This is a genomic window from Pseudomonas sp. E1BtOHC1 (assembly GCF_058744285.1).
Genome location: NZ_CP196023.1, coordinates 6,854,211 through 6,871,870, shown reverse-complemented (window position 1 = coordinate 6,871,870; position 17,660 = coordinate 6,854,211). Strand labels below are relative to the sequence as shown.

At 60.8% G+C, this 17,660-nt stretch carries 17 protein-coding genes and 4 tRNA genes; 17 read left to right on the top strand and 4 right to left on the bottom strand.

The features are described 5' to 3' along the window. Positions 1-9: 9 nt before the first annotated feature. From ileS to ispH, 4 genes are all read left to right on the top strand, one after another. Positions 10-2,841 (top strand): isoleucine--tRNA ligase, encoded by a 2,832-nt coding sequence (gene ileS, locus ACSSVC_RS31125; protein ID WP_492611846.1) that lies wholly within the window; start codon positions 10-12, stop codon positions 2,839-2,841. After that, positions 2,834-3,346 carry a signal peptidase II gene (gene lspA, locus ACSSVC_RS31120; RefSeq protein WP_123724474.1) on the top strand — a complete coding sequence of 171 codons (513 nt, stop codon included), beginning with the start codon at positions 2,834-2,836 and terminating at the stop codon, positions 3,344-3,346. The genes ileS and lspA overlap by 8 nt, the downstream gene beginning before the upstream one ends. Beyond that, a complete protein-coding gene (fkpB, locus tag ACSSVC_RS31115) occupies positions 3,339-3,791 on the top strand; it encodes an FKBP-type peptidyl-prolyl cis-trans isomerase (protein WP_123724475.1) in 453 nt (150 codons plus the stop codon). The genes lspA and fkpB overlap by 8 nt, the downstream gene beginning before the upstream one ends. 103 nt (positions 3,792-3,894) lie before the next feature. Then, a complete protein-coding gene (gene ispH, locus ACSSVC_RS31110; RefSeq protein WP_102865452.1) occupies positions 3,895-4,842 on the top strand; it encodes a 4-hydroxy-3-methylbut-2-enyl diphosphate reductase in 948 nt (315 codons plus the stop codon). Here the strand turns inward: ispH and ACSSVC_RS31105 are convergent, their stop codons facing one another. Beyond that, positions 4,843-5,367: a GspH/FimT family protein gene (locus ACSSVC_RS31105; protein WP_492611845.1), complete on the bottom strand. Its 525-nt coding sequence runs from the start codon at positions 5,365-5,367 to the stop codon at positions 4,843-4,845. Between the two features lie 398 nt (positions 5,368-5,765). Here ACSSVC_RS31105 and pilV point away from each other — a divergent pair, with 398 nt between their 5' ends. The 6 genes from pilV to thiO all read left to right on the top strand — a co-directional run bounded on the left by pilV (position 5,766) and on the right by thiO (position 9,477). After that, positions 5,766-6,209: a type IV pilus modification protein PilV gene (gene pilV / locus ACSSVC_RS31100; RefSeq protein WP_404937699.1), complete on the top strand. Its 444-nt coding sequence runs from the start codon at positions 5,766-5,768 to the stop codon at positions 6,207-6,209. After that, the gene (locus ACSSVC_RS31095; RefSeq protein WP_492611844.1) at positions 6,206-6,916 is read left to right on the top strand and encodes a PilW family protein; all 711 of its coding nucleotides are present in this window, start codon (positions 6,206-6,208) and stop codon (positions 6,914-6,916) included. Before pilV ends, ACSSVC_RS31095 begins: the two co-directional genes overlap by 4 nt. A gap of 41 nt (positions 6,917-6,957) precedes the next feature. Then, positions 6,958-7,398 (top strand): pilus assembly PilX family protein, encoded by a 441-nt coding sequence (locus tag ACSSVC_RS31090; RefSeq protein WP_492611843.1) that lies wholly within the window; start codon positions 6,958-6,960, stop codon positions 7,396-7,398. A gap of 232 nt (positions 7,399-7,630) precedes the next feature. Then, the gene (locus ACSSVC_RS31085) at positions 7,631-7,903 is read left to right on the top strand and encodes a hypothetical protein (protein ID WP_492611842.1); all 273 of its coding nucleotides are present in this window, start codon (positions 7,631-7,633) and stop codon (positions 7,901-7,903) included. 15 nt (positions 7,904-7,918) lie between these two features. Then, the gene (locus ACSSVC_RS31080; protein WP_402895105.1) at positions 7,919-8,320 is read left to right on the top strand and encodes a type IV pilin protein; all 402 of its coding nucleotides are present in this window, start codon (positions 7,919-7,921) and stop codon (positions 8,318-8,320) included. 56 nt (positions 8,321-8,376) lie between these two features. After that, positions 8,377-9,477 (top strand): glycine oxidase ThiO, encoded by a 1,101-nt coding sequence (gene thiO, locus ACSSVC_RS31075; RefSeq protein WP_404937697.1) that lies wholly within the window; start codon positions 8,377-8,379, stop codon positions 9,475-9,477. On the opposite strand, the gene ACSSVC_RS31070 is transcribed toward thiO, so the two are convergent. The 3 genes from ACSSVC_RS31070 to ACSSVC_RS31060 form a co-directional block, all read right to left on the bottom strand. Next, positions 9,474-10,802 carry a sigma-54-dependent transcriptional regulator gene (locus tag ACSSVC_RS31070; RefSeq protein ID WP_346635998.1) on the bottom strand — a complete coding sequence of 443 codons (1,329 nt, stop codon included), beginning with the start codon at positions 10,800-10,802 and terminating at the stop codon, positions 9,474-9,476. The two genes, thiO and ACSSVC_RS31070, sit on opposite strands and share 4 nt — an antisense overlap. Before the next feature lie 149 nt (positions 10,803-10,951). Then, entirely contained in the window at positions 10,952-11,185 is a 234-nt protein-coding gene (locus ACSSVC_RS31065; protein ID WP_346635999.1) for a PP0621 family protein, read from the bottom strand. A gap of 126 nt (positions 11,186-11,311) precedes the next feature. Then, positions 11,312-12,334, bottom strand: coding sequence for an outer membrane protein assembly factor BamD (locus ACSSVC_RS31060; RefSeq protein ID WP_346636000.1), 1,023 nt, complete (start codon positions 12,332-12,334; stop codon positions 11,312-11,314). Between the two features lie 150 nt (positions 12,335-12,484). On the opposite strand from ACSSVC_RS31060, the gene rluD reads away from it, so the two are divergent. The 7 genes from rluD (at position 12,485) to ACSSVC_RS31025 (ending at position 17,573) form a co-directional block, all read left to right on the top strand. Next, on the top strand, positions 12,485-13,447 hold the full coding sequence (rluD, locus tag ACSSVC_RS31055) for a 23S rRNA pseudouridine(1911/1915/1917) synthase RluD (RefSeq protein ID WP_102865461.1): 963 nt from the start codon (positions 12,485-12,487) through the stop codon (positions 13,445-13,447). Then, a complete protein-coding gene (pgeF, locus tag ACSSVC_RS31050; protein WP_446440434.1) occupies positions 13,444-14,169 on the top strand; it encodes a peptidoglycan editing factor PgeF in 726 nt (241 codons plus the stop codon). Before rluD ends, pgeF begins: the two co-directional genes overlap by 4 nt. A gap of 130 nt (positions 14,170-14,299) precedes the next feature. Further along, positions 14,300-16,864 (top strand): ATP-dependent chaperone ClpB, encoded by a 2,565-nt coding sequence (clpB, locus tag ACSSVC_RS31045; protein ID WP_346636002.1) that lies wholly within the window; start codon positions 14,300-14,302, stop codon positions 16,862-16,864. 296 nt (positions 16,865-17,160) lie between these two features. Beyond that, positions 17,161-17,236: transfer RNA gene (locus tag ACSSVC_RS31040), tRNA-Asn, on the top strand. 9 nt (positions 17,237-17,245) lie between these two features. Beyond that, positions 17,246-17,322: transfer RNA gene (locus ACSSVC_RS31035), tRNA-Pro, on the top strand. 5 nt (positions 17,323-17,327) lie between these two features. Then, positions 17,328-17,403, top strand: a tRNA-Lys gene (locus ACSSVC_RS31030). 93 nt (positions 17,404-17,496) lie between these two features. Next, positions 17,497-17,573: transfer RNA gene (locus ACSSVC_RS31025), tRNA-Pro, on the top strand. Positions 17,574-17,660: the final 87 nt, after the last annotated feature.

Genomic DNA, 17,660 nt, shown 5'->3' with positions numbered 1-17,660 from the left:
GAGCCTTAAATGACCGACTATAAAGCCACGTTAAACCTTCCGGACACCGCCTTCCCAATGAAGGCCGGCCTGCCTCAGCGCGAACCACAGATTCTGCAGCGTTGGGACAGCATTGGCCTGTACGGAAAGTTGCGCGAGATTGGCAAGGATCGTCCGAAATTCGTCCTGCACGACGGCCCTCCTTATGCCAACGGCACGATTCACATCGGTCATGCGCTGAACAAAATTCTCAAGGACATGATCCTGCGCTCGAAAACCCTGTCGGGTTTCGACGCGCCTTATGTTCCGGGCTGGGACTGCCACGGCCTGCCGATCGAGCACAAAGTCGAAGTGACCTACGGCAAGAACCTGGGCGCGGATAAAACCCGCGAACTGTGCCGTGCCTACGCCACCGAACAGATCGAGGGGCAGAAGTCCGAATTCATCCGTCTGGGCGTTTTGGGCGAGTGGGACAACCCCTACAAGACCATGAACTTCAAGAACGAGGCCGGTGAAATCCGCGCCTTGGCCGAAATCGTCAAGGGCGGTTTCGTGTTCAAGGGCCTCAAGCCTGTGAACTGGTGCTTCGACTGCGGTTCGGCCTTGGCCGAAGCGGAAGTCGAGTACGAAGACAAGAAGTCCTCGACCATCGACGTGGCCTTCCCGGTCGCTGACGACGTAAAGCTGGCTGAGGCTTTTGGTCTGGCAAGCCTGCCCAAGCCGGCCGCCATCGTCATCTGGACCACCACCCCATGGACCATCCCGGCCAACCAGGCGCTGAACGTGCACCCGGAATTCACCTACGCCCTGGTGGACGTCGGCGATCGCCTGCTGCTGCTGGCCGAGGAGATGGTCGAGGCGTGCCTGGCTCGCTACGAACTGCAAGGTTCGGTGATCGCCACCACTACCGGTACCGCGCTGGAACTGATCAACTTCCGTCACCCGTTCTATGACCGTCTGTCGCCGGTGTACCTGGCTGACTACGTGGAGCTGGGTTCGGGCACCGGCATTGTTCACTGCTCGCCCGCCTACGGCGTGGATGACTTTGTCATCTGCAAGAAGTACGGCATGGTGAATGACGACATCATCAACCCGGTGCAGAGCAATGGTGTTTACGCGCCTTCGCTGGAGTTCTTCGGCGGCCAGTTCATCTTCAAGGCCGACCCGTCGATCATCGAGAAGCTGCGCGAAGTCGGTGCACTGGTGCAATCCGACACTATCAAGCACAGCTACATGCACTGCTGGCGTCACAAGAGTCCGTTGATCTACCGTGCCACCGCGCAGTGGTTCATCGGCATGGACAAAGAGCCAGTCAGCGGAGGCACCCTGCGTGCGCGCTCGCTCAAAGCGATCGAAGACACCAAGTTCGTCCCGGCCTGGGGGCAGGCGCGCCTGCATTCGATGATCGCCAACCGTCCGGACTGGTGCATTTCCCGCCAGCGCAATTGGGGCGTGCCGATCCCGTTCTTCCTGAACAAGGAAAGCGGCGAGCTGCACCCACGCACTGTCGAGCTGATGGAAGAAGTGGCTCAGCGTGTTGAGCAGGAAGGCATCGAAGCCTGGTTCAAGCTGGATGCCGCCGAGCTGCTGGGCGACGAAGCGCCGCTGTACGACAAGATCAGCGACACCCTCGACGTGTGGTTCGATTCCGGCACCACTCACTGGCACGTGCTGCGCGGATCGCACCCGATGGGCCACGTGAACGGCCCACGTGCCGACCTGTACCTGGAAGGCTCTGACCAACACCGCGGCTGGTTCCACTCTTCGCTGCTGACCGGTTGCGCCATCGACAACCACGCGCCGTACCGCGAACTGCTGACCCACGGTTTCACCGTCGACGAGACGGGCCGCAAGATGTCCAAGTCGCTGAAGAACGTGATCGAGCCGAAAAAGATCAACGACACCTTGGGCGCCGACATCATGCGTCTGTGGGTAGCTTCGACCGATTACTCGGGCGAAATCGCCGTGTCGGACCAGATCCTGGCCCGTAGCGCCGACGCCTACCGCCGTATCCGCAATACCGCACGCTTCCTGCTGTCGAACCTGACCGGCTTCAACCCGGCCACTGACATCCTGCCGGCCGAGGACATGCTTGCCCTGGACCGTTGGGCCGTGGACCGTACCCTGTTGCTGCAGCGCGAGTTGCAGGAGCACTACGGCGAATACCGCTTCTGGAACGTGTACTCGAAGATCCACAACTTCTGCGTGCAGGAGTTGGGTGGTTTCTATCTCGACATCATCAAGGACCGCCAGTACACCACCGGCGCCAACAGCAAGGCACGTCGTTCGGCGCAGACCGCGCTGTATCACATCTCTGAAGCGCTGGTGCGCTGGATCGCTCCGATCCTGGCCTTCACCGCCGACGAGCTGTGGGAATACCTGCCGGGCGAGCGCAACGAGTCTGTGATGCTCAACACCTGGTACGAAGGCCTGACCGAACTGCCGGCCGACTTCGAGCTGGGCCGCGAGTATTGGGAAGGCGTGATGGCGGTCAAGGTAGCGGTGAACAAGGAGCTGGAAGTTCAGCGTGCGGCCAAGGCCGTCGGTGGCAACCTGCAAGCCGAAGTCACCCTGTTTGCCGAGGATGGCCTGACCGCCGACTTGGCCAAACTGAGCAACGAGCTGCGTTTCGTACTGATCACCTCGACCGCCAGCCTGGCACCGTTTGCCCAGGCACCAGCAGACGCCGTGGCTACCGAAGTACCAGGCCTCAAGCTCAAAGTCGTCAAGTCGGCCTTCCCTAAGTGCGCCCGTTGCTGGCACTGCCGTGAAGACGTTGGCGTGAACCCTGAGCACCCGGAAATCTGCGGTCGTTGTGTGGATAACATCAGCGGTTCGGGCGAGGTTCGTCACTATGCCTAACGCCGCAGGCCGTTTTGGCCGTTTGGGCTGGCTGTGGTTGAGCGTGCTGGTCCTGGTCATTGACCAGGTCAGCAAGCTGCACTTCGAAAGTTCGCTGACCATGTACCAGCAGATCGTGGTGATCCCTGAGTACTTCAGCTGGACCCTGGCCTATAACACCGGTGCAGCCTTCAGCTTCCTTGCGGACAGCTCCGGCTGGCAGCGCTGGCTGTTCGCCCTGATCGCGATCGTGGTCAGCGCGGTGCTGGTGGTCTGGCTCAAGCGCCTGGGGCGTAACGAAACCTGGCTGGCCATCGCCCTGGCCCTGGTGCTGGGCGGTGCCCTGGGCAACCTGTATGACCGCATTGCCCTGGGCCATGTGATCGATTTCATCCTGGTGCACTGGCAGAACCGCTGGTACTTCCCGGCATTCAACTTCGCCGACAGTGCTATCACTGTTGGTGCAGTGATGCTGGCCCTGGATATGTTCAAGAGCAAGAAAACCGGAGAAGCCGTTCATGACTGAACAGGTATTGACTGAGCAACGCATCGGTCAGAACACGGAAGTCACTTTGCACTTCGCATTGCGCCTGGAGAACGGCGATACCGTAGACAGCACTTTCGACAAGGCCCCGGCGACCTTCAAGGTCGGCGATGGCAACCTGCTCCCTGGTTTCGAGGCGGCGCTGTTCGGCTTCAAGGCCGGTGACAAGCGCAACCTGACGATTGAGCCGGAAAACGCCTTTGGCCAGCCCAACCCGCAGAACGTGCAGGTCATCCCGCGTTCGCAGTTCCAGGACATGGAGTTGTCGGAAGGTTTGCTGGTGATCTTCAATGACGCGGCGAACACTGAGTTGCCGGGTGTGGTCAAAGCCTTCGATGATGCTCAAGTCACCGTCGACTTCAACCACCCGCTGGCCGGCAAGACCTTGACCTTCGACGTGGAAATCATCGACGTCAAAGCGCTTTAACCGTATCGCTGGCATGCCGTGCCCTATTCTGTAGGAGCCGGCTTGCCGGCGATCGGCTGTCTACAACGATCTAACTTCTTGCGCGCAAGACACGAGGCACAGCATGCAAATCAAACTCGCCAACCCCCGTGGCTTCTGCGCCGGTGTGGACCGGGCGATTGAAATCGTCAATCGCGCCCTGGAAGTCTTCGGGCCGCCGATCTACGTCCGGCATGAAGTGGTGCACAACAAATTTGTCGTGGAGGATCTGCGCAATCGTGGCGCGATCTTCGTCGAAGAGCTGGAGCAGGTGCCGGATGACGTCATCGTCATCTTCAGCGCCCACGGTGTCTCCCAGGCGGTGCGCAGCGAAGCCGCCGGCCGCGGTCTCAAGGTGTTCGATGCCACTTGCCCTTTGGTAACCAAGGTGCATATCGAGGTGGCGCGCTACAGCCGCGACGGTCGTGAGTGCATCCTCATCGGACACGCCGGCCACCCTGAAGTCGAAGGCACCATGGGACAGTACGACGCCAGCAACGGCGGCGCCATCTACCTGGTGGAAGACGAAAAGGATGTAGCCGAGCTGCAGGTGCAGAACCCCGAGCGCCTGGCGTTCGTGACCCAGACCACCTTGTCCATGGACGACACCAGCCGGGTGATCGATGCCCTGCGCACGCGTTTCCCGGCCATCGGCGGGCCGCGCAAGGACGATATCTGCTACGCCACGCAAAACCGTCAGGATGCGGTCAAGCAACTGGCCGACGAGTGCGATGTCGTGCTGGTGGTGGGCAGTCCCAACAGTTCGAACTCCAACCGCCTGCGCGAGCTGGCCGAGCGCATGGCCACTCCCGCCTACCTGATCGACGGTGCCGAGGACCTGCAGCGCAGCTGGTTCGATGGTGTCGAACGCATCGGTATCACTGCGGGGGCTTCGGCGCCGGAGGTCCTGGTGCGTGGGGTGATCCAGCAGTTGCAGGCCTGGGGCGCCACGGGTGCCGACGAGTTGGCCGGTCGCGAAGAGAACATCACCTTCTCCATGCCCAAAGAGCTGCGGGTTCGTTCCCTGCTCTGATCAGCCCACTCCCGCGCAAAGGGCCTGCTCAGCGGTTTCGCTGCGCAGGCTGACCCGCCCGCTGCGCGACAGCACCACTTGATGGCGACTGTGTTCCTGGTCTGCCTGGCAGATATGCAAGGTGCCGGCCTGGAAAGCGCCACTCGGTAGCAACGGATTGCCCTGGGCACTGAAACGCACGAAGTGCTGTACCGGACGGTTGCCCACAATCAGCACTTGCCCACCGCTCTGGCGTTCGATCAGCAGCGGATTCTTCGGGTCCTCCAAACCCTTGCCACTGACATCCAGAATGACGCGCCAGCCCTGGCTCCAGTCGTCGTTCAGGCTGTGTATCAGCGCGGTGCGCTGATACAGGATGGCCGCCGCCCGTGCATTGCGCAGGCCGCTGGCGAGTGTTTGCGCCGCGTCCTGCTGTCGATTGGTACGTAATAGTTCACTGAGCGCAGCCGTGGACAGCGGCAGCAAAAGTGCCAGCAAGGCCAGCGCGGTCAGCAGTTCAATCAGGCTGAAGCCCTTTTCATGCATGGTGTCTCCTCCCTGGAGATGAGGCTTTCACGCTATCCGTGCGTAGGCGCTGAGCACATGATCAAAGCGCCTTTCTGGGATGGATCGAGTCGCAGTCCGTTATAGCCGATGCCTGTTCCAGGGCGGGTGGTGTATTTGCGTACAAAGGGTTTCAAGCCGTTGAAGCTGCTCGGCGCCTGGGCCGTTGCGCCTGTGTCTCAAGGGCGCGGGTTGTTGGCAAGGAGGCTGGGGGCAATGTATTGCGGGTTGTTCCGAGAAGCAGCCCGGGGCTGACTCTGGCACTAACCTTTGAAGTCGAGGGCATTGGCTTCCATCGTTTCTGCGGGCTCACACGATCCCGCTTCATCGGCTATCGGTGGTTGCCTCCATGGACCGAGGGGTGTGACGGAGATTGAAAGATGAGGGAGCGGCATGCACAGGATGGCATGACCCTGATCGAGGTGCTGGTGGCGCTGTTGATTCTCTCGGTGGGGCTGCTGGGGGCTGCCGCGGTCCAGATCAAGGCCCTGCAGTACACCGACAGTTCACGGATGAGCACCCAGGCCAGCTTTATCGCCTACGACATGCTTGACCGGATCCGTGCCAATGCGGCGGCCGACTATGGTGTTGTCACGCCCACCGTGGGCAGCCCGGGCAATGTGCGGGATCAGGACCTGCATGATTTTGCCGGCAACGTGGCGAACTTCGGTGGCCCGAGCGCCAAGGGCAGTATCGGTGTCAACCAGCAGGTCTACACCATCCGCATCACGTGGGACGATTCCCGGGCCGAGGGTCATCCGGAGAGTGAGCGCAGTCTGGTGCTCAGCAGTCGTGTGGCCGTGGATTCGGGAGGTGTTCGATGAGGTCGGGCAGCCATGGCTTTGGCCTGGTGGAGATAATGCTGGCGCTGGCTTTGGGCCTGGTACTGGTGCTGGGTGTGGCTCAGGTATTTATCGCGACAAAGGCTACTTACCTTAGCCAGAACGCCTCGGCCTACTTGCAGGAGGATGCGCGTTTTGTTCTGAGCAAGATGCTCCAGGAAATTCGCATGACGGGACTTTTCGGTTGCCTGCGCACCGTCAGTGATCGCAGTACGGCGAAGGAGTTTTCCCGCTACGCCGCCACCCCGATTCAGTGGAGCAATGTCGAGCGCAAGCTGACCTTGGTCACCGCCGACATCGGTGATGATGGTGGGGTGCCGACCTGGAGCCTGGTCACCGACTGTCGGCGCAGCGCCGTGGTCTATTCGGGGGCTCATCAAGGGGGGAGCGGGCAACAGGTCCTGGCCTTGCGTCGGCTTTTCTATAGCTTCCAGGACCATCAACTAATGCTGGGCAGCGGCTTGGGCAGGCAGCAGGCGGTGCTGTTGGATAATGTCGAGGCCTTCGATGTTAGTTTCGGCATGGCCCGTACCGCAACGGATAATGCCGCCTCCAGCTACAGCCGCAACCCGGTAGATCCAGCACGTATCCGCAGCGTGCGGCTGCAACTGATCTTGGCTGATCCCCAGAAGCGTGTGCGTCCACAGCGCTTTACGCTAGTGGCAGCCTTGCGTAACAGGTTGCCCTGATGCCTGGCGTCAATGGAGCAGGGCGCTCCAGGGAGAGAGGCATGGCGCTGTTGGTGAGCCTGGTGTTCTTGCTGCTGCTGACCATGATCGGCCTGTCATCGCTGCAGAACGCCATCCTCCAGGAAAAGATGAGCGCCAGCTTGAGCTTGAACAACCGCGCATTCCAGGCTGCAGAAACCGCCTTGCGCATAGGGGAAAACGCAGTGCGCATGGATGACTATCGTTTGCCGGTATGCGCCGGTCCTTCTCAATGTGTCCCTCCCGCTGAGTCTGCAGCGGTCAGCAGCGCAGGCTTCAACAGTGTTTCCGCCGTGACCTGGATCGCCACCGGAGAGGGTTTCTATGGGGTACAGAACCTGGGGGCTTCTGCGGATGCGGTCAACTTGCCGATCAATACCGCCGCCACCTTGTATCGAGTGACTGCAGTGGGTTTGGCCGGTCATTCGCGCAGCGTGTTGGAGAGCATTTATGCCAAGTATTGAACCCGGCTCGAAAGGTCGTCGGCTTTTGCTCGCCGTTGCCGCTACGTTGCTGGGCAGTTTGTGGCAGGGGGCACCTGCTCAGGCTTGCTGCCCCGCCGATAGCCCGCTCCCAGGCGCGGTTGCAGTGGCGCCTGAAGTCGTAACCAGCATTCCTTATGTTCGGCAGTTAACTGCGCCCGTAGCACGCAGACCGGTCTGGCCTTGTGCAGCAGTAGGTAGTACCGGCCAGCCCATGGGTGTGATTCCGTGGCGGTTGGAGCATGTTCGTGACACTAGGCGGGTGGCCTGCACGCCCCTGAAGTTCAAGGCCGGTGGCCCCGACTCAAACACTGGCAGCGGGAAATTGATCGAGCTGCAAGCGTTCAGCGGTAAGATGCTCGACGCTGCGGTTGCGGATACCCATGGCACCCGCAAGAGCATCCGCGATTCCAGTGCTGGCATCAGCGCTCGGGTGGAAAAAACCGGCGGTGGCAGCCGGCGCATCCTGTGGCGACAAATTCAGTAAGCGAGATTCTTGACCATGCGCAGATTCAACCAAGGGCTCACCCTGATCGAAATCATGATCGTGATTGCGATCATCGGTCTGGTCCTTACCTTGAGCCTTCCCAGCATCACCGAGTACATGAAGAAGCCCCATCGCAGTGAAATTGCCGTGCTGCTCACCGAGCAGGCGCAGCAGCTTGAGCGCCACTTCTCCAAGACCGGTGCTTACAGCAACGCCCCGGACCTGAGTGCCGGCAATGATTACTACAGTATCACTCCGACTCTGAGCGACAGCGGGTTCTCGCTGACCGCGACGCCAAAAGCCGATGGAGTGATGGCGGGTGACAAATGCGGCAACTTCAGCATCGATCAGACAGGTGCCACCAGCATCAGCGGTCAGGCCGACGGTCTGGCGGCGAAGGATTGCTGGGGACGCTGAGTCCCTGTATCGGGGAGCTGCGGCGCCCACTGTCTTTCTCATGATTGGATCGGATTATGGCTAAGCAACAGCAAGTGCTGGTGGTGGGCGGCGGAGTGATCGGCCTGCTCACTGCTTTCAATCTGGCATCCCAGGGTCAGCAGGTGCGGCTTGTAGAGCGTTCGGACCTGGGACGCGAGTCGTCGTGGGCCGGCGGAGGCATCGTCTCGCCGCTGTACCCTTGGCGCTACAGCCCGGCAGTCACGGCGCTGGCTCATTGGTCCCAGGACTTTTATCCACAGCTGGCGGAGCAATTGCTGGGGGCCACCGGGGTCGACCCCGAGGTGCATACCACCGGGCTCTACTGGCTGGACCTGGACGATGAGGCTCAGGCCCTGCAATGGGCGCAGCGTGAGGGGCGGCCACTGAGTGCTGTGGATATCTCGGCGGTACATGATGGGGTGCCGGTGCTGGGCAGCGGCTACCAGCGGGCGATCTACATGGCCGATGTGGCCAATGTGCGTAATCCGCGGCTGGTCAAATCCCTCAAGGCCGCTTTGCAGGCTTTGCCCAACGTGCACATCGACGAGCAGTGCAGCGTCAGCGGCTTTATTTGTGAAGGCCGGCAGGTGGTAGGCGTGCACAGTTCGCTGGGTGAGATTCGCGCCGATCAGGTGGTGCTCTGCGCGGGGGCCTGGAGTGGTGAGTTGCTGGGCAGCCTGGGGCTTGTATTACCGGTGGAGCCGGTCAAAGGGCAGATGATCCTGTACAAATGCGCTGCCGACTTCCTGTCCAGCATGGTCCTGGCCAAGGGCCGTTATGCGATTCCCCGGCGTGACGGACACATCCTGGTGGGCAGTACCCTGGAGCACGAAGGGTTCGACAAGACGCCGACTGCATCCGCTCTGGAAAGTCTCAAGGCTTCTGCTGTCGAGCTGATTCCAGCACTGGCGGACGCTGAGGTAGTGGGGCATTGGGCCGGGCTGCGTCCGGGGTCACCAGAGGGCATTCCCTACATCGGGCCAGTTCCAGGATTTGCCGGTTTGTGGCTCAACTGCGGGCATTACCGTAACGGCTTGGTGCTGGCACCTGCTTCCTGCCAACTCTTCTGCAACCTGCTGCTGGGACAGGCACCGATTATCGATCCGGCACCCTATGCGCCCGAAGGTCGAATTTAATCCAGGCCGAGCTTTTTCATGCGGTAACGCATCGAACGCAGGGACAGACTCAGGCGTCGGGCCGCCGCTGTACGGTTCCAGCGATTTTCCTCCAGGGCCTGGAGCAGCAGATGGCGCTCCACCTGTTGCAGGTGCAGCGCGAGGTCCAGGTTGGGGAGGCGCGAGGGAGAAGGGGGGGCCTGGTTTTCACTGACAGGCAGATGCAGGTCGGCCAGTTCAATCCACGGGCCCTCGCAAAGGGTCTGGGCCCGTTCCAGTAGGTTCTCCAGTTCACGTACGTTGCCGGGAAAGTCGTAGCGCTCCAGGGCTTGCAGTGCTTGCCGGTGTAGTTGGGTGGCAGGCTTGTCGCTGGCGTCGGCCAGGCGTTGCAGAATGTGCCGCGCCAGTATCCCGATATCGTCCGGGCGCTCGCGCAGGGCGGGGACTCGCAGTTCGATGACATTCAGGCGGTAGTAGAGATCCTGGCGAAAGCGGCCGGACTCTACCTCGCACTTCAGGTCCTTGTGAGTGGCGCAGAGAATCCGCACATCGACGGCTCTTTCCTCCTGGCTGCCTAGCGGGCGCACGGACTTTTCCTGTAGCGCACGCAGGAGCTTCACCTGCATGGCTAGAGGCAGGTCGGCGACCTCGTCGAGGAACAGGGTGCCCCCCTGAGCGGCCTGGAACAGGCCGGGCTGATCAGTCAGGGCGCCGCTGAAGCTGCCTTTGCGGTGACCGAAAAACTCACTCTCCATCAATTCGCCAGGAATGGCCCCACAGTTGACCGGAATGAAGGGCTCCCTGGCCCTGGGGCCCAACTGGTGGATCAGGCGTGCCACTCGCTCTTTGCCACTGCCGGATTCGCCGCTGATGTAGACCGCCGCCAGGCTGGGGGCCAACTTGTCGATGTGTCGGCGCAGGTTGTCCATGGGCAGTGAGTCCCCCAACAACTGATGCTCGGGTAGGTTTTTTGTGGCAGTGGACAGCCGTTTCAGCCTGCTGCTTATCCATTCTCGGAGGCGCACGGGGTGAAGAGGCTTGTGCAACAGGTCGCAAGCCCCGGCTTCCAGGGCTCTGGCCTGCATGCCAGGGGCATCGCTTAAAAGCGCGACCGGCAGTTGAGGGTGGCATTGGCGAATATGCAGCAGCAGATCCAGTCCGCTGCCATCCGGCAGATGCAGGTCGGTCAGGCACAGGTCGAAGTGCTCTCGGGCCAGGTGAGCCCGGGCTTCCTGCAAGGTGCGGGCACTTTGGGTGTGCAGGCGCATGCGGCCGAGGGTGATTTCCACCAGGGCGCGGACTTCCGTGGCCTCATCGACCACCAGCACCCTGTGCATTGGGCTCATGGCGGCTGCCGTTTTCATTGGTGAGTCAACAGCGGGCAATAGCGCCCGTGTTGGGGGGCGAGAGTTCAGTCTAGGCCGCCAGGATGGGCGGCGCAGGGGGCTGGGGGCGGGTTATTTTGTCGCCAATTGTGCGGGCGATCAGGTAGGACTCAGCGTTGCTGGTTGTCCGGGCCCTGCTCCAGATGCGCCTGGCTGCAGTACCACTGTTGCGACAGGCTCAGCGCCCGGTCCTGAGGCAGATGTACGCCGCAGTGGGCGCAGCGCACCATTGGCGTGCTGGCCGGCTCGTGGGGTGTGCGGGGAGTTGCAGCGGGGCGCTTGAATTTGCGCCAGAACCATACCGCAGCGGCAATCAGAGCGATCCAGAACAGTAGACGAACCATGGTGACCAGCTTTATGGGAAAAAGAGCGAGCAGTTTATCCAAGCGCCCGGCGGGCGCACAGGCCCATAAAGCTGCGGGCATGAAAAAGGGAGACTTAAAGTCTCCCTTTTTTTACTGCGGCACTGTTCAGTCGAACACGCCGAAGGTCATGTAGCTGAACCAGGAGCGGTCACTGTTGTTGCCAGTAGCCTCGTGCTCTTCTTCCTCGACCACGTCGCCATTGCTGTCTTTAGGCTTGAGCTCCGACGGGATCGCGTCCTTGGCATCCTGGTACTGCTTCATCACGTCCTGGTTGGCGCGGGTTTCTCCCGGCGGCAGCGGTGGACGGGACTCGATCAGGCCCAGGGTGGCTTTGCTCAGCCAGGAGCGGTTGTCGGCTTCGGCCACTCGTGGCACGAACTGACCGTCAACCAGACTTGGGTGGTTCGGGTAGTTGAGCTTCAGGGTTTCCAGGCTGGTGGCAGCCAGTTCGTCCAGATGCAGGCGCTGATAGGCCTCGGTCATCACCGCCAGGCCGTCACCCACGGAAGGGGTTTCCTGGAAGTTTTCCACCACATAGCGGCCACGGTTGGCGGCGGCGACATAGGCCTGACGGGTCAGGTAATAGTCGGCCACGTGGATTTCGTAGGCAGCCAGCAGGTTGCGCAGGTAAATCATGCGCTGCTTGGCGTCCGGGGCGTAGCGGCTGTTGGGGAAGCGGCTGGTGAGTTGGGCGAACTCGTTGTAGGAGTCGCGGGCGGCACCCGGGTCACGCTTGGTCATGTCCAGTGGCAGGAAGCGCGCCAGCAGGCCTACGTCCTGGTCGAAGGAGGTCAGGCCCTTGAGGTAGTAGGCGTAGTCCACGTTCGGGTGCTGGGGGTGCAGGCGAATGAAGCGCTCGGCGGCGGATTTCGCGGCCTCGGGCTCGGCATTCTTGTAGTTGGCGTAGATCAGCTCGAGCTGTGCCTGATCGGCGTAGCGACCAAAGGGATAGCGCGATTCCAGGGCCTTGAGCTTGGCGGTGGCGCTGGTAAAGCTGTGGTTGTCCAGGTCGGTCTGCGCCTGCTGGTACAACTCGACTTCGCTCAGGTTTTCGTCAACGACTTCCTTCGATGAGCAAGCAGCGGTCAGTGCGAGGATGGCGATCAGCAGCAGGTGTTTCACTTGCATGGCGGCTTGCGTCCCTATGACGGCCGCTGTCTTGGGCGGGGCCGTCCTGTTATGATGAGCGCCCCGTTGAAAGCCTCGGGGCAAAAGACGCCGTATTTAACCACAAGCGCGCAGCCGAAACCAAAGGCTGTGCCGACGCCCAGTCCGAGCATGTCCGATAAAATTGAACTTCGCGCAGAGGTGCCGTCCGAACTGGGCGGTCAACGCCTCGATCAAGTCGCCGCCCAACTATTCGCTGAGCATTCGCGCTCGCGCCTTTCCGCCTGGATCAAAGACGGCCGCCTGACTGTGGACGGAGCGGTGATCCGCCCTCGGGACATTGTGCACGGCGGTGCCGTTCTCGAACTGACCGCCGAGCAGGAGGCCCAGGGTGAGTGGATCGCCCAGGACATCGAGCTGGACATCGTCTATGAAGACGATGACATCCTGGTGATCAACAAGCCTGCGGGCCTGGTGGTGCACCCGGCTGCCGGCCATGCCGATGGCACCCTGCTCAATGCCCTGCTGCATCACATCCCCGACATTATCAATGTGCCGCGGGCGGGTATCGTCCACCGTCTGGACAAGGACACCACCGGTCTGATGGTGGTGGCCAAGACCATTCAAGCGCAGACCCAGTTGGTGGCTCAGTTGCAGAGCCGCAGCGTCAGCCGCATCTATGAATGCATCGTGATTGGTGTAGTGACTGCGGGGGGCAAGATCAATGCGCCCATCGGTCGCCACGGCCAGCAGCGCCAGCGCATGGCGGTGATGGAGGGTGGCAAGCAGGCTGTCAGCCACTACCGCGTGCTGGAACGCTTCCGTTCCCATACCCACGTGCGGGTCAAGTTGGAAACCGGTCGCACCCACCAGATCCGGGTGCACATGGCGCACATCAATTTCCCGTTGGTGGGCGATCCGGCTTACGGCGGTCGCTTCCGCATTCCGCCGGCGGCCAGCCAGACCATGGTCGAGTCGCTGAAAAACTTCCCGCGTCAGGCCCTGCACGCGCGTTTCCTGGAGTTGGACCATCCGACCACCGGTCAACGCATGAGCTGGGAGTCGCCGTTGCCGGATGACTTCGTCTGGCTGTTGTCGCTGCTCAAGCAGGACCGTGAGGCGTTCATCGGATGAGTGATTGGCTGATTCCTGACTGGCCCGCGCCGGCCGGGGTCAAAGCCTGTGTTACCACCCGCGATGGCGGCGTCAGCCTGGCGCCGTTCGACAGCCTCAATCTGGGCGACCACGTTGAGGATCAGCCTCAAGCGGTGGCCGAGAATCGCCGGCGCCTGACCGAGCACTTCGATATAGCCCCGGCCTGGTTGCAGCAGGTGCATGGGGTCGCTGTGGCCCACGCCGATCCTGGCGTAGTGGTCTGCGCCGATGCCAGCTGGTCTGCCACGCCCGGCGTTGCCTGTACGGTGATGACCGCCGACTGCCTGCCTGCGTTGTTCTGCAACCGTGCCGGAACCCGGGTCGCGGCAGCCCATGCCGGCTGGCGCGGGCTGGCAGCCGGCGTGCTGGAAGCCACTCTCGACAGCCTGGATGTACCGCCCGCTGAGGTACTGGTATGGCTGGGACCCGCCATAGGCGCACAGAGCTTTGAGGTCGGGGCGGAAGTGCGTGAAGCGTTCGTTGCCCAATTGGCGGCAGCGGAGCAAGCCTTTGTCCCTAGTGTCAATGCCGGGCGCTTCATGGCCGATATCTATCAGTTGGCGCGCCTGCGTCTGGCGGCCCGAGGTGTGACGGCGGTCTATGGCGGTGGCTACTGTACGGTGACCGACCCACGCTTCTTCTCTTATCGACGCAGCCCGCGTACTGGGCGTTTCGCCTCCCTTATCTGGCTTGAGCGCTAGACTAATCTGACTTGCGTCAAGCAGCTGACGCTTGAATCTCCCAGAATCGACCGCATCTAGAGAATCATCTGGCAGGTTTCTCTATTTAGGTGTGTCCATCGCTCCGGCCTGCTCAAAAGGAAGGTGACTAATGCGTATAGACCGATTAACCAGCAAATTGCAGCTGGCTTTATCCGATTCTCAATCCCTGGCGGTTGGCCTCGATCATCCAGCCATTGAACCGGCGCACCTGATGCAAGCGCTGCTTGAACAGCAGGGCGGCTCAATCAAGCCCTTGCTGATGCAAGTGGGCTTTGACGTCAACAGCCTGCGCAAGGAACTGAGCAAAGAGCTCGACCAACTGCCGAAAATCCAGAACCCCACTGGCGACGTGAACATGTCCCAGGATCTGGCGCGCCTGCTCAACCAGGCCGACCGCCTGGCGCAGCAGAAAGGTGACCAGTTCATTTCCAGTGAGCTGGTGCTGCTGGCAGCCATGGACGAAAACAGCAAGCTCGGCAAATTGTTGCTGGGTCAGGGCGTGAGCAAGAAAGCCCTGGAAAACGCCATCAATAACCTGCGCGGCGGCGAGGCGGTGAATGATGCCAACGTCGAGGAGTCGCGTCAGGCCTTGGATAAATACACCGTCGACCTGACCAAGCGTGCCGAAGACGGCAAGCTCGATCCGGTGATCGGCCGTGACGATGAAATTCGCCGGACCATCCAGGTACTGCAACGCCGGACCAAGAACAACCCGGTATTGATCGGTGAGCCCGGTGTGGGCAAGACCGCCATCGCCGAGGGCCTGGCCCAGCGAATCATCAATGGCGAAGTGCCCGATGGCCTGAAAGGCAAACGTCTGCTGTCCCTGGATATGGGCGCGCTGATTGCCGGTGCCAAGTACCGTGGCGAGTTTGAAGAGCGCCTGAAGTCCCTGCTTAACGAGCTGTCGAAGCAGGAAGGGCAGATCATCCTGTTTATCGACGAACTGCACACCATGGTCGGCGCCGGCAAGGGCGAGGGCTCGATGGATGCGGGCAACATGCTCAAGCCGGCCCTGGCCCGTGGCGAGTTGCATTGTGTGGGTGCCACCACGCTCAACGAGTACCGCCAATATATAGAGAAGGATGCAGCCCTCGAGCGACGCTTCCAGAAAGTGTTGGTGGATGAGCCGAGCGAGGAGGACACCATTGCTATCCTCCGCGGCCTGAAGGAGCGCTATGAAGTGCACCACAAGGTGGCGATCACCGACGGTGCGATCATTGCTGCGGCCAAGCTCAGCCACCGCTATATCACTGACCGGCAACTACCGGACAAGGCCATCGACCTGATCGACGAGGCTGCCAGCCGCATCCGCATGGAGATCGATTCCAAGCCGGAAGTGCTGGATCGTCTGGAGCGGCGCCTGATTCAACTGAAAGTCGAATCCCAGGCGCTGAAGAAGGAAGACGACGAGGCGGCGATCAAGCGCCTGGAAAAACTCCAGGAAGAGATTGTCCGACTGGAGCGCGAGTACGCTGACCTGGAAGAAGTCTGGACCTCGGAAAAAGCCGAAGTGCAGGGTTCCGCGCAGATCCAGCAGAAAATCGAGCAGTCGCGTCAGGAACTGGAGGCGGCGCGGCGTAAAGGCGATCTGAACCGCATGGCTGAGCTGCAGTACGGGGTAATCCCGGATCTGGAACGCAGCCTGCAAATGGTCGACCAGCACGGCCACAGCGAGAACCAGTTGCTGCGCAGCAAGGTCACCGAGGAGGAAATCGCCGAGGTGGTGTCCAAGTGGACCGGTATTCCAGTGTCGAAAATGCTCGAAGGTGAGCGCGACAAGTTGCTGAAGATGGAAAGCCTGTTGCATCAACGGGTGATCGGCCAGAACGAGGCTGTGGTGGCAGTGGCCAACGCAGTGCGTCGCTCCCGGGCCGGCTTGTCCGATCCGAACCGGCCAAGTGGCTCGTTCATGTTCCTCGGCCCGACTGGGGTGGGTAAGACTGAACTGTGCAAGGCCCTGGCGGAATTCCTCTTCGACACAGAGGAGGCCATGGTGCGAATCGACATGTCCGAGTTCATGGAAAAACACTCCGTGGCTCGCTTGATCGGTGCGCCGCCTGGCTATGTCGGTTATGAAGAGGGCGGCTACCTGACCGAAGCCGTGCGTCGCAAGCCGTATTCGGTGATCCTGCTGGACGAAGTGGAAAAGGCCCATCCGGATGTGTTCAACATCCTCTTGCAGGTCCTGGAAGATGGCCGCCTGACGGACAGTCACGGGCGTACTGTGGACTTTCGCAACACGGTGATCGTCATGACCTCCAACCTGGGCTCGGCACAGATCCAGGAACTGGTAGGGGATCGCGAGGCGCAACGTGCGGCGGTGATGGACGCGGTGTCCACCCACTTCCGGCCGGAGTTCATCAACCGGGTCGACGAAGTGGTGATCTTCGAGCCTTTGGCGCGGGATCAGATCGCCGGTATCACGCAGATCCAGCTGGGTCGCCTGCGTAGCCGTCTGGCGGAGCGCGAGTTGAGCCTGGAGCTGAGTGACGAGGCCTTGGACAAGCTGATCGCCGTCGGTTACGACCCGGTGTATGGCGCGAGGCCGCTGAAGCGGGCGATCCAGCGCTGGATCGAGAACCCGTTGGCCCAGTTGATCCTGTCTGGTGGTTTCCTGCCAGGAGCGACAGTCACTGCGTCGGTGCAGGACGATGAAATCGTCTTTGCCTGATCGCACGGTGGCGTATTGATAAAGAGGCCTCGCATTACGAGGCCTTTTTTTTCACTAGGGCGTTGAACTGAAAGGAAAAGGCTTGTAAAGTGCGCCCCGCAGTCAGTCACCCCCAGGGTTTTTTCTGATCAGGAAGAAGCCGGCAATGAAGTCGCAAATCATTGTCTTAAAAGCAATTTAAGGGGTTGACAGGGGTTTTTAAGATTGTAAAATAGCGCGCCTCAGAGACATGAACGTAGCGATACGGGCAAGTCGAAGAGGATGAAGTAAAAACGTTGTAGCTTGAAATATGTAGTTCCGTGATAGCTCAGTCGGTAGAGCAAATGACTGTTAATCATTGGGTCCCAGGTTCGAGTCCTGGTCACGGAGCCAATTTCAAACCGGGGTATAGCGCAGTCCGGTAGCGCGCCTGCTTTGGGAGCAGGATGTCAGGAGTTCGAATCCCCTTACCCCGACCATTTTTGGGTCGTTAGCTCAGTTGGTAGAGCAGTTGGCTTTTAACCAATTGGTCGTAGGTTCGAATCCCACACGACCCACCATTTTTGAAACCAGTTCGCTGGAATCGAATCTTAAGATCAGAGGCCAAAAGCGCTGATCGAGGAAGGCGCCTCTTGTAGGTGCCTTTTTTTTACCGGGGTATAGCGCAGTCCGGTAGCGCGCCTGCTTTGGGAGCAGGATGTCAGGAGTTCGAATCCCCTTACCCCGACCATATTCACGAAAAAGGGCACCTCTAGAGGTGCCCTTTTTCGTTTGTCTGCAAAAAAGCGCTGAATCAAGGGGCCGCCCGGGAGGCAGC

Bases quoted from the DNA above. Each gene is read 5' to 3' on its own strand.
- ileS (WP_492611846.1), top strand. From the start codon at position 10: ATGACCGACTATAAAGCCACGTTAAACCTTCCGGACACCGCCTTCCCA.
- lspA (WP_123724474.1), top strand. From the start codon at position 2,834: ATGCCTAACGCCGCAGGCCGTTTTGGCCGTTTGGGCTGGCTGTGGTTG.
- fkpB (WP_123724475.1), top strand. From the start codon at position 3,339: ATGACTGAACAGGTATTGACTGAGCAACGCATCGGTCAGAACACGGAA.
- ispH (WP_102865452.1), top strand. From the start codon at position 3,895: ATGCAAATCAAACTCGCCAACCCCCGTGGCTTCTGCGCCGGTGTGGAC.
- ACSSVC_RS31105 (WP_492611845.1), bottom strand. From the start codon at position 5,367: ATGCATGAAAAGGGCTTCAGCCTGATTGAACTGCTGACCGCGCTGGCC.
- pilV (WP_404937699.1), top strand. From the start codon at position 5,766: ATGAGGGAGCGGCATGCACAGGATGGCATGACCCTGATCGAGGTGCTG.
- ACSSVC_RS31095 (WP_492611844.1), top strand. From the start codon at position 6,206: ATGAGGTCGGGCAGCCATGGCTTTGGCCTGGTGGAGATAATGCTGGCG.
- ACSSVC_RS31090 (WP_492611843.1), top strand. From the start codon at position 6,958: ATGGCGCTGTTGGTGAGCCTGGTGTTCTTGCTGCTGCTGACCATGATC.
- ACSSVC_RS31085 (WP_492611842.1), top strand. From the start codon at position 7,631: ATGGGTGTGATTCCGTGGCGGTTGGAGCATGTTCGTGACACTAGGCGG.
- ACSSVC_RS31080 (WP_402895105.1), top strand. From the start codon at position 7,919: ATGCGCAGATTCAACCAAGGGCTCACCCTGATCGAAATCATGATCGTG.
- thiO (WP_404937697.1), top strand. From the start codon at position 8,377: ATGGCTAAGCAACAGCAAGTGCTGGTGGTGGGCGGCGGAGTGATCGGC.
- ACSSVC_RS31070 (WP_346635998.1), bottom strand. From the start codon at position 10,802: ATGAGCCCAATGCACAGGGTGCTGGTGGTCGATGAGGCCACGGAAGTC.
- ACSSVC_RS31065 (WP_346635999.1), bottom strand. From the start codon at position 11,185: ATGGTTCGTCTACTGTTCTGGATCGCTCTGATTGCCGCTGCGGTATGG.
- ACSSVC_RS31060 (WP_346636000.1), bottom strand. From the start codon at position 12,334: ATGCAAGTGAAACACCTGCTGCTGATCGCCATCCTCGCACTGACCGCT.
- rluD (WP_102865461.1), top strand. From the start codon at position 12,485: ATGTCCGATAAAATTGAACTTCGCGCAGAGGTGCCGTCCGAACTGGGC.
- pgeF (WP_446440434.1), top strand. From the start codon at position 13,444: ATGAGTGATTGGCTGATTCCTGACTGGCCCGCGCCGGCCGGGGTCAAA.
- clpB (WP_346636002.1), top strand. From the start codon at position 14,300: ATGCGTATAGACCGATTAACCAGCAAATTGCAGCTGGCTTTATCCGAT.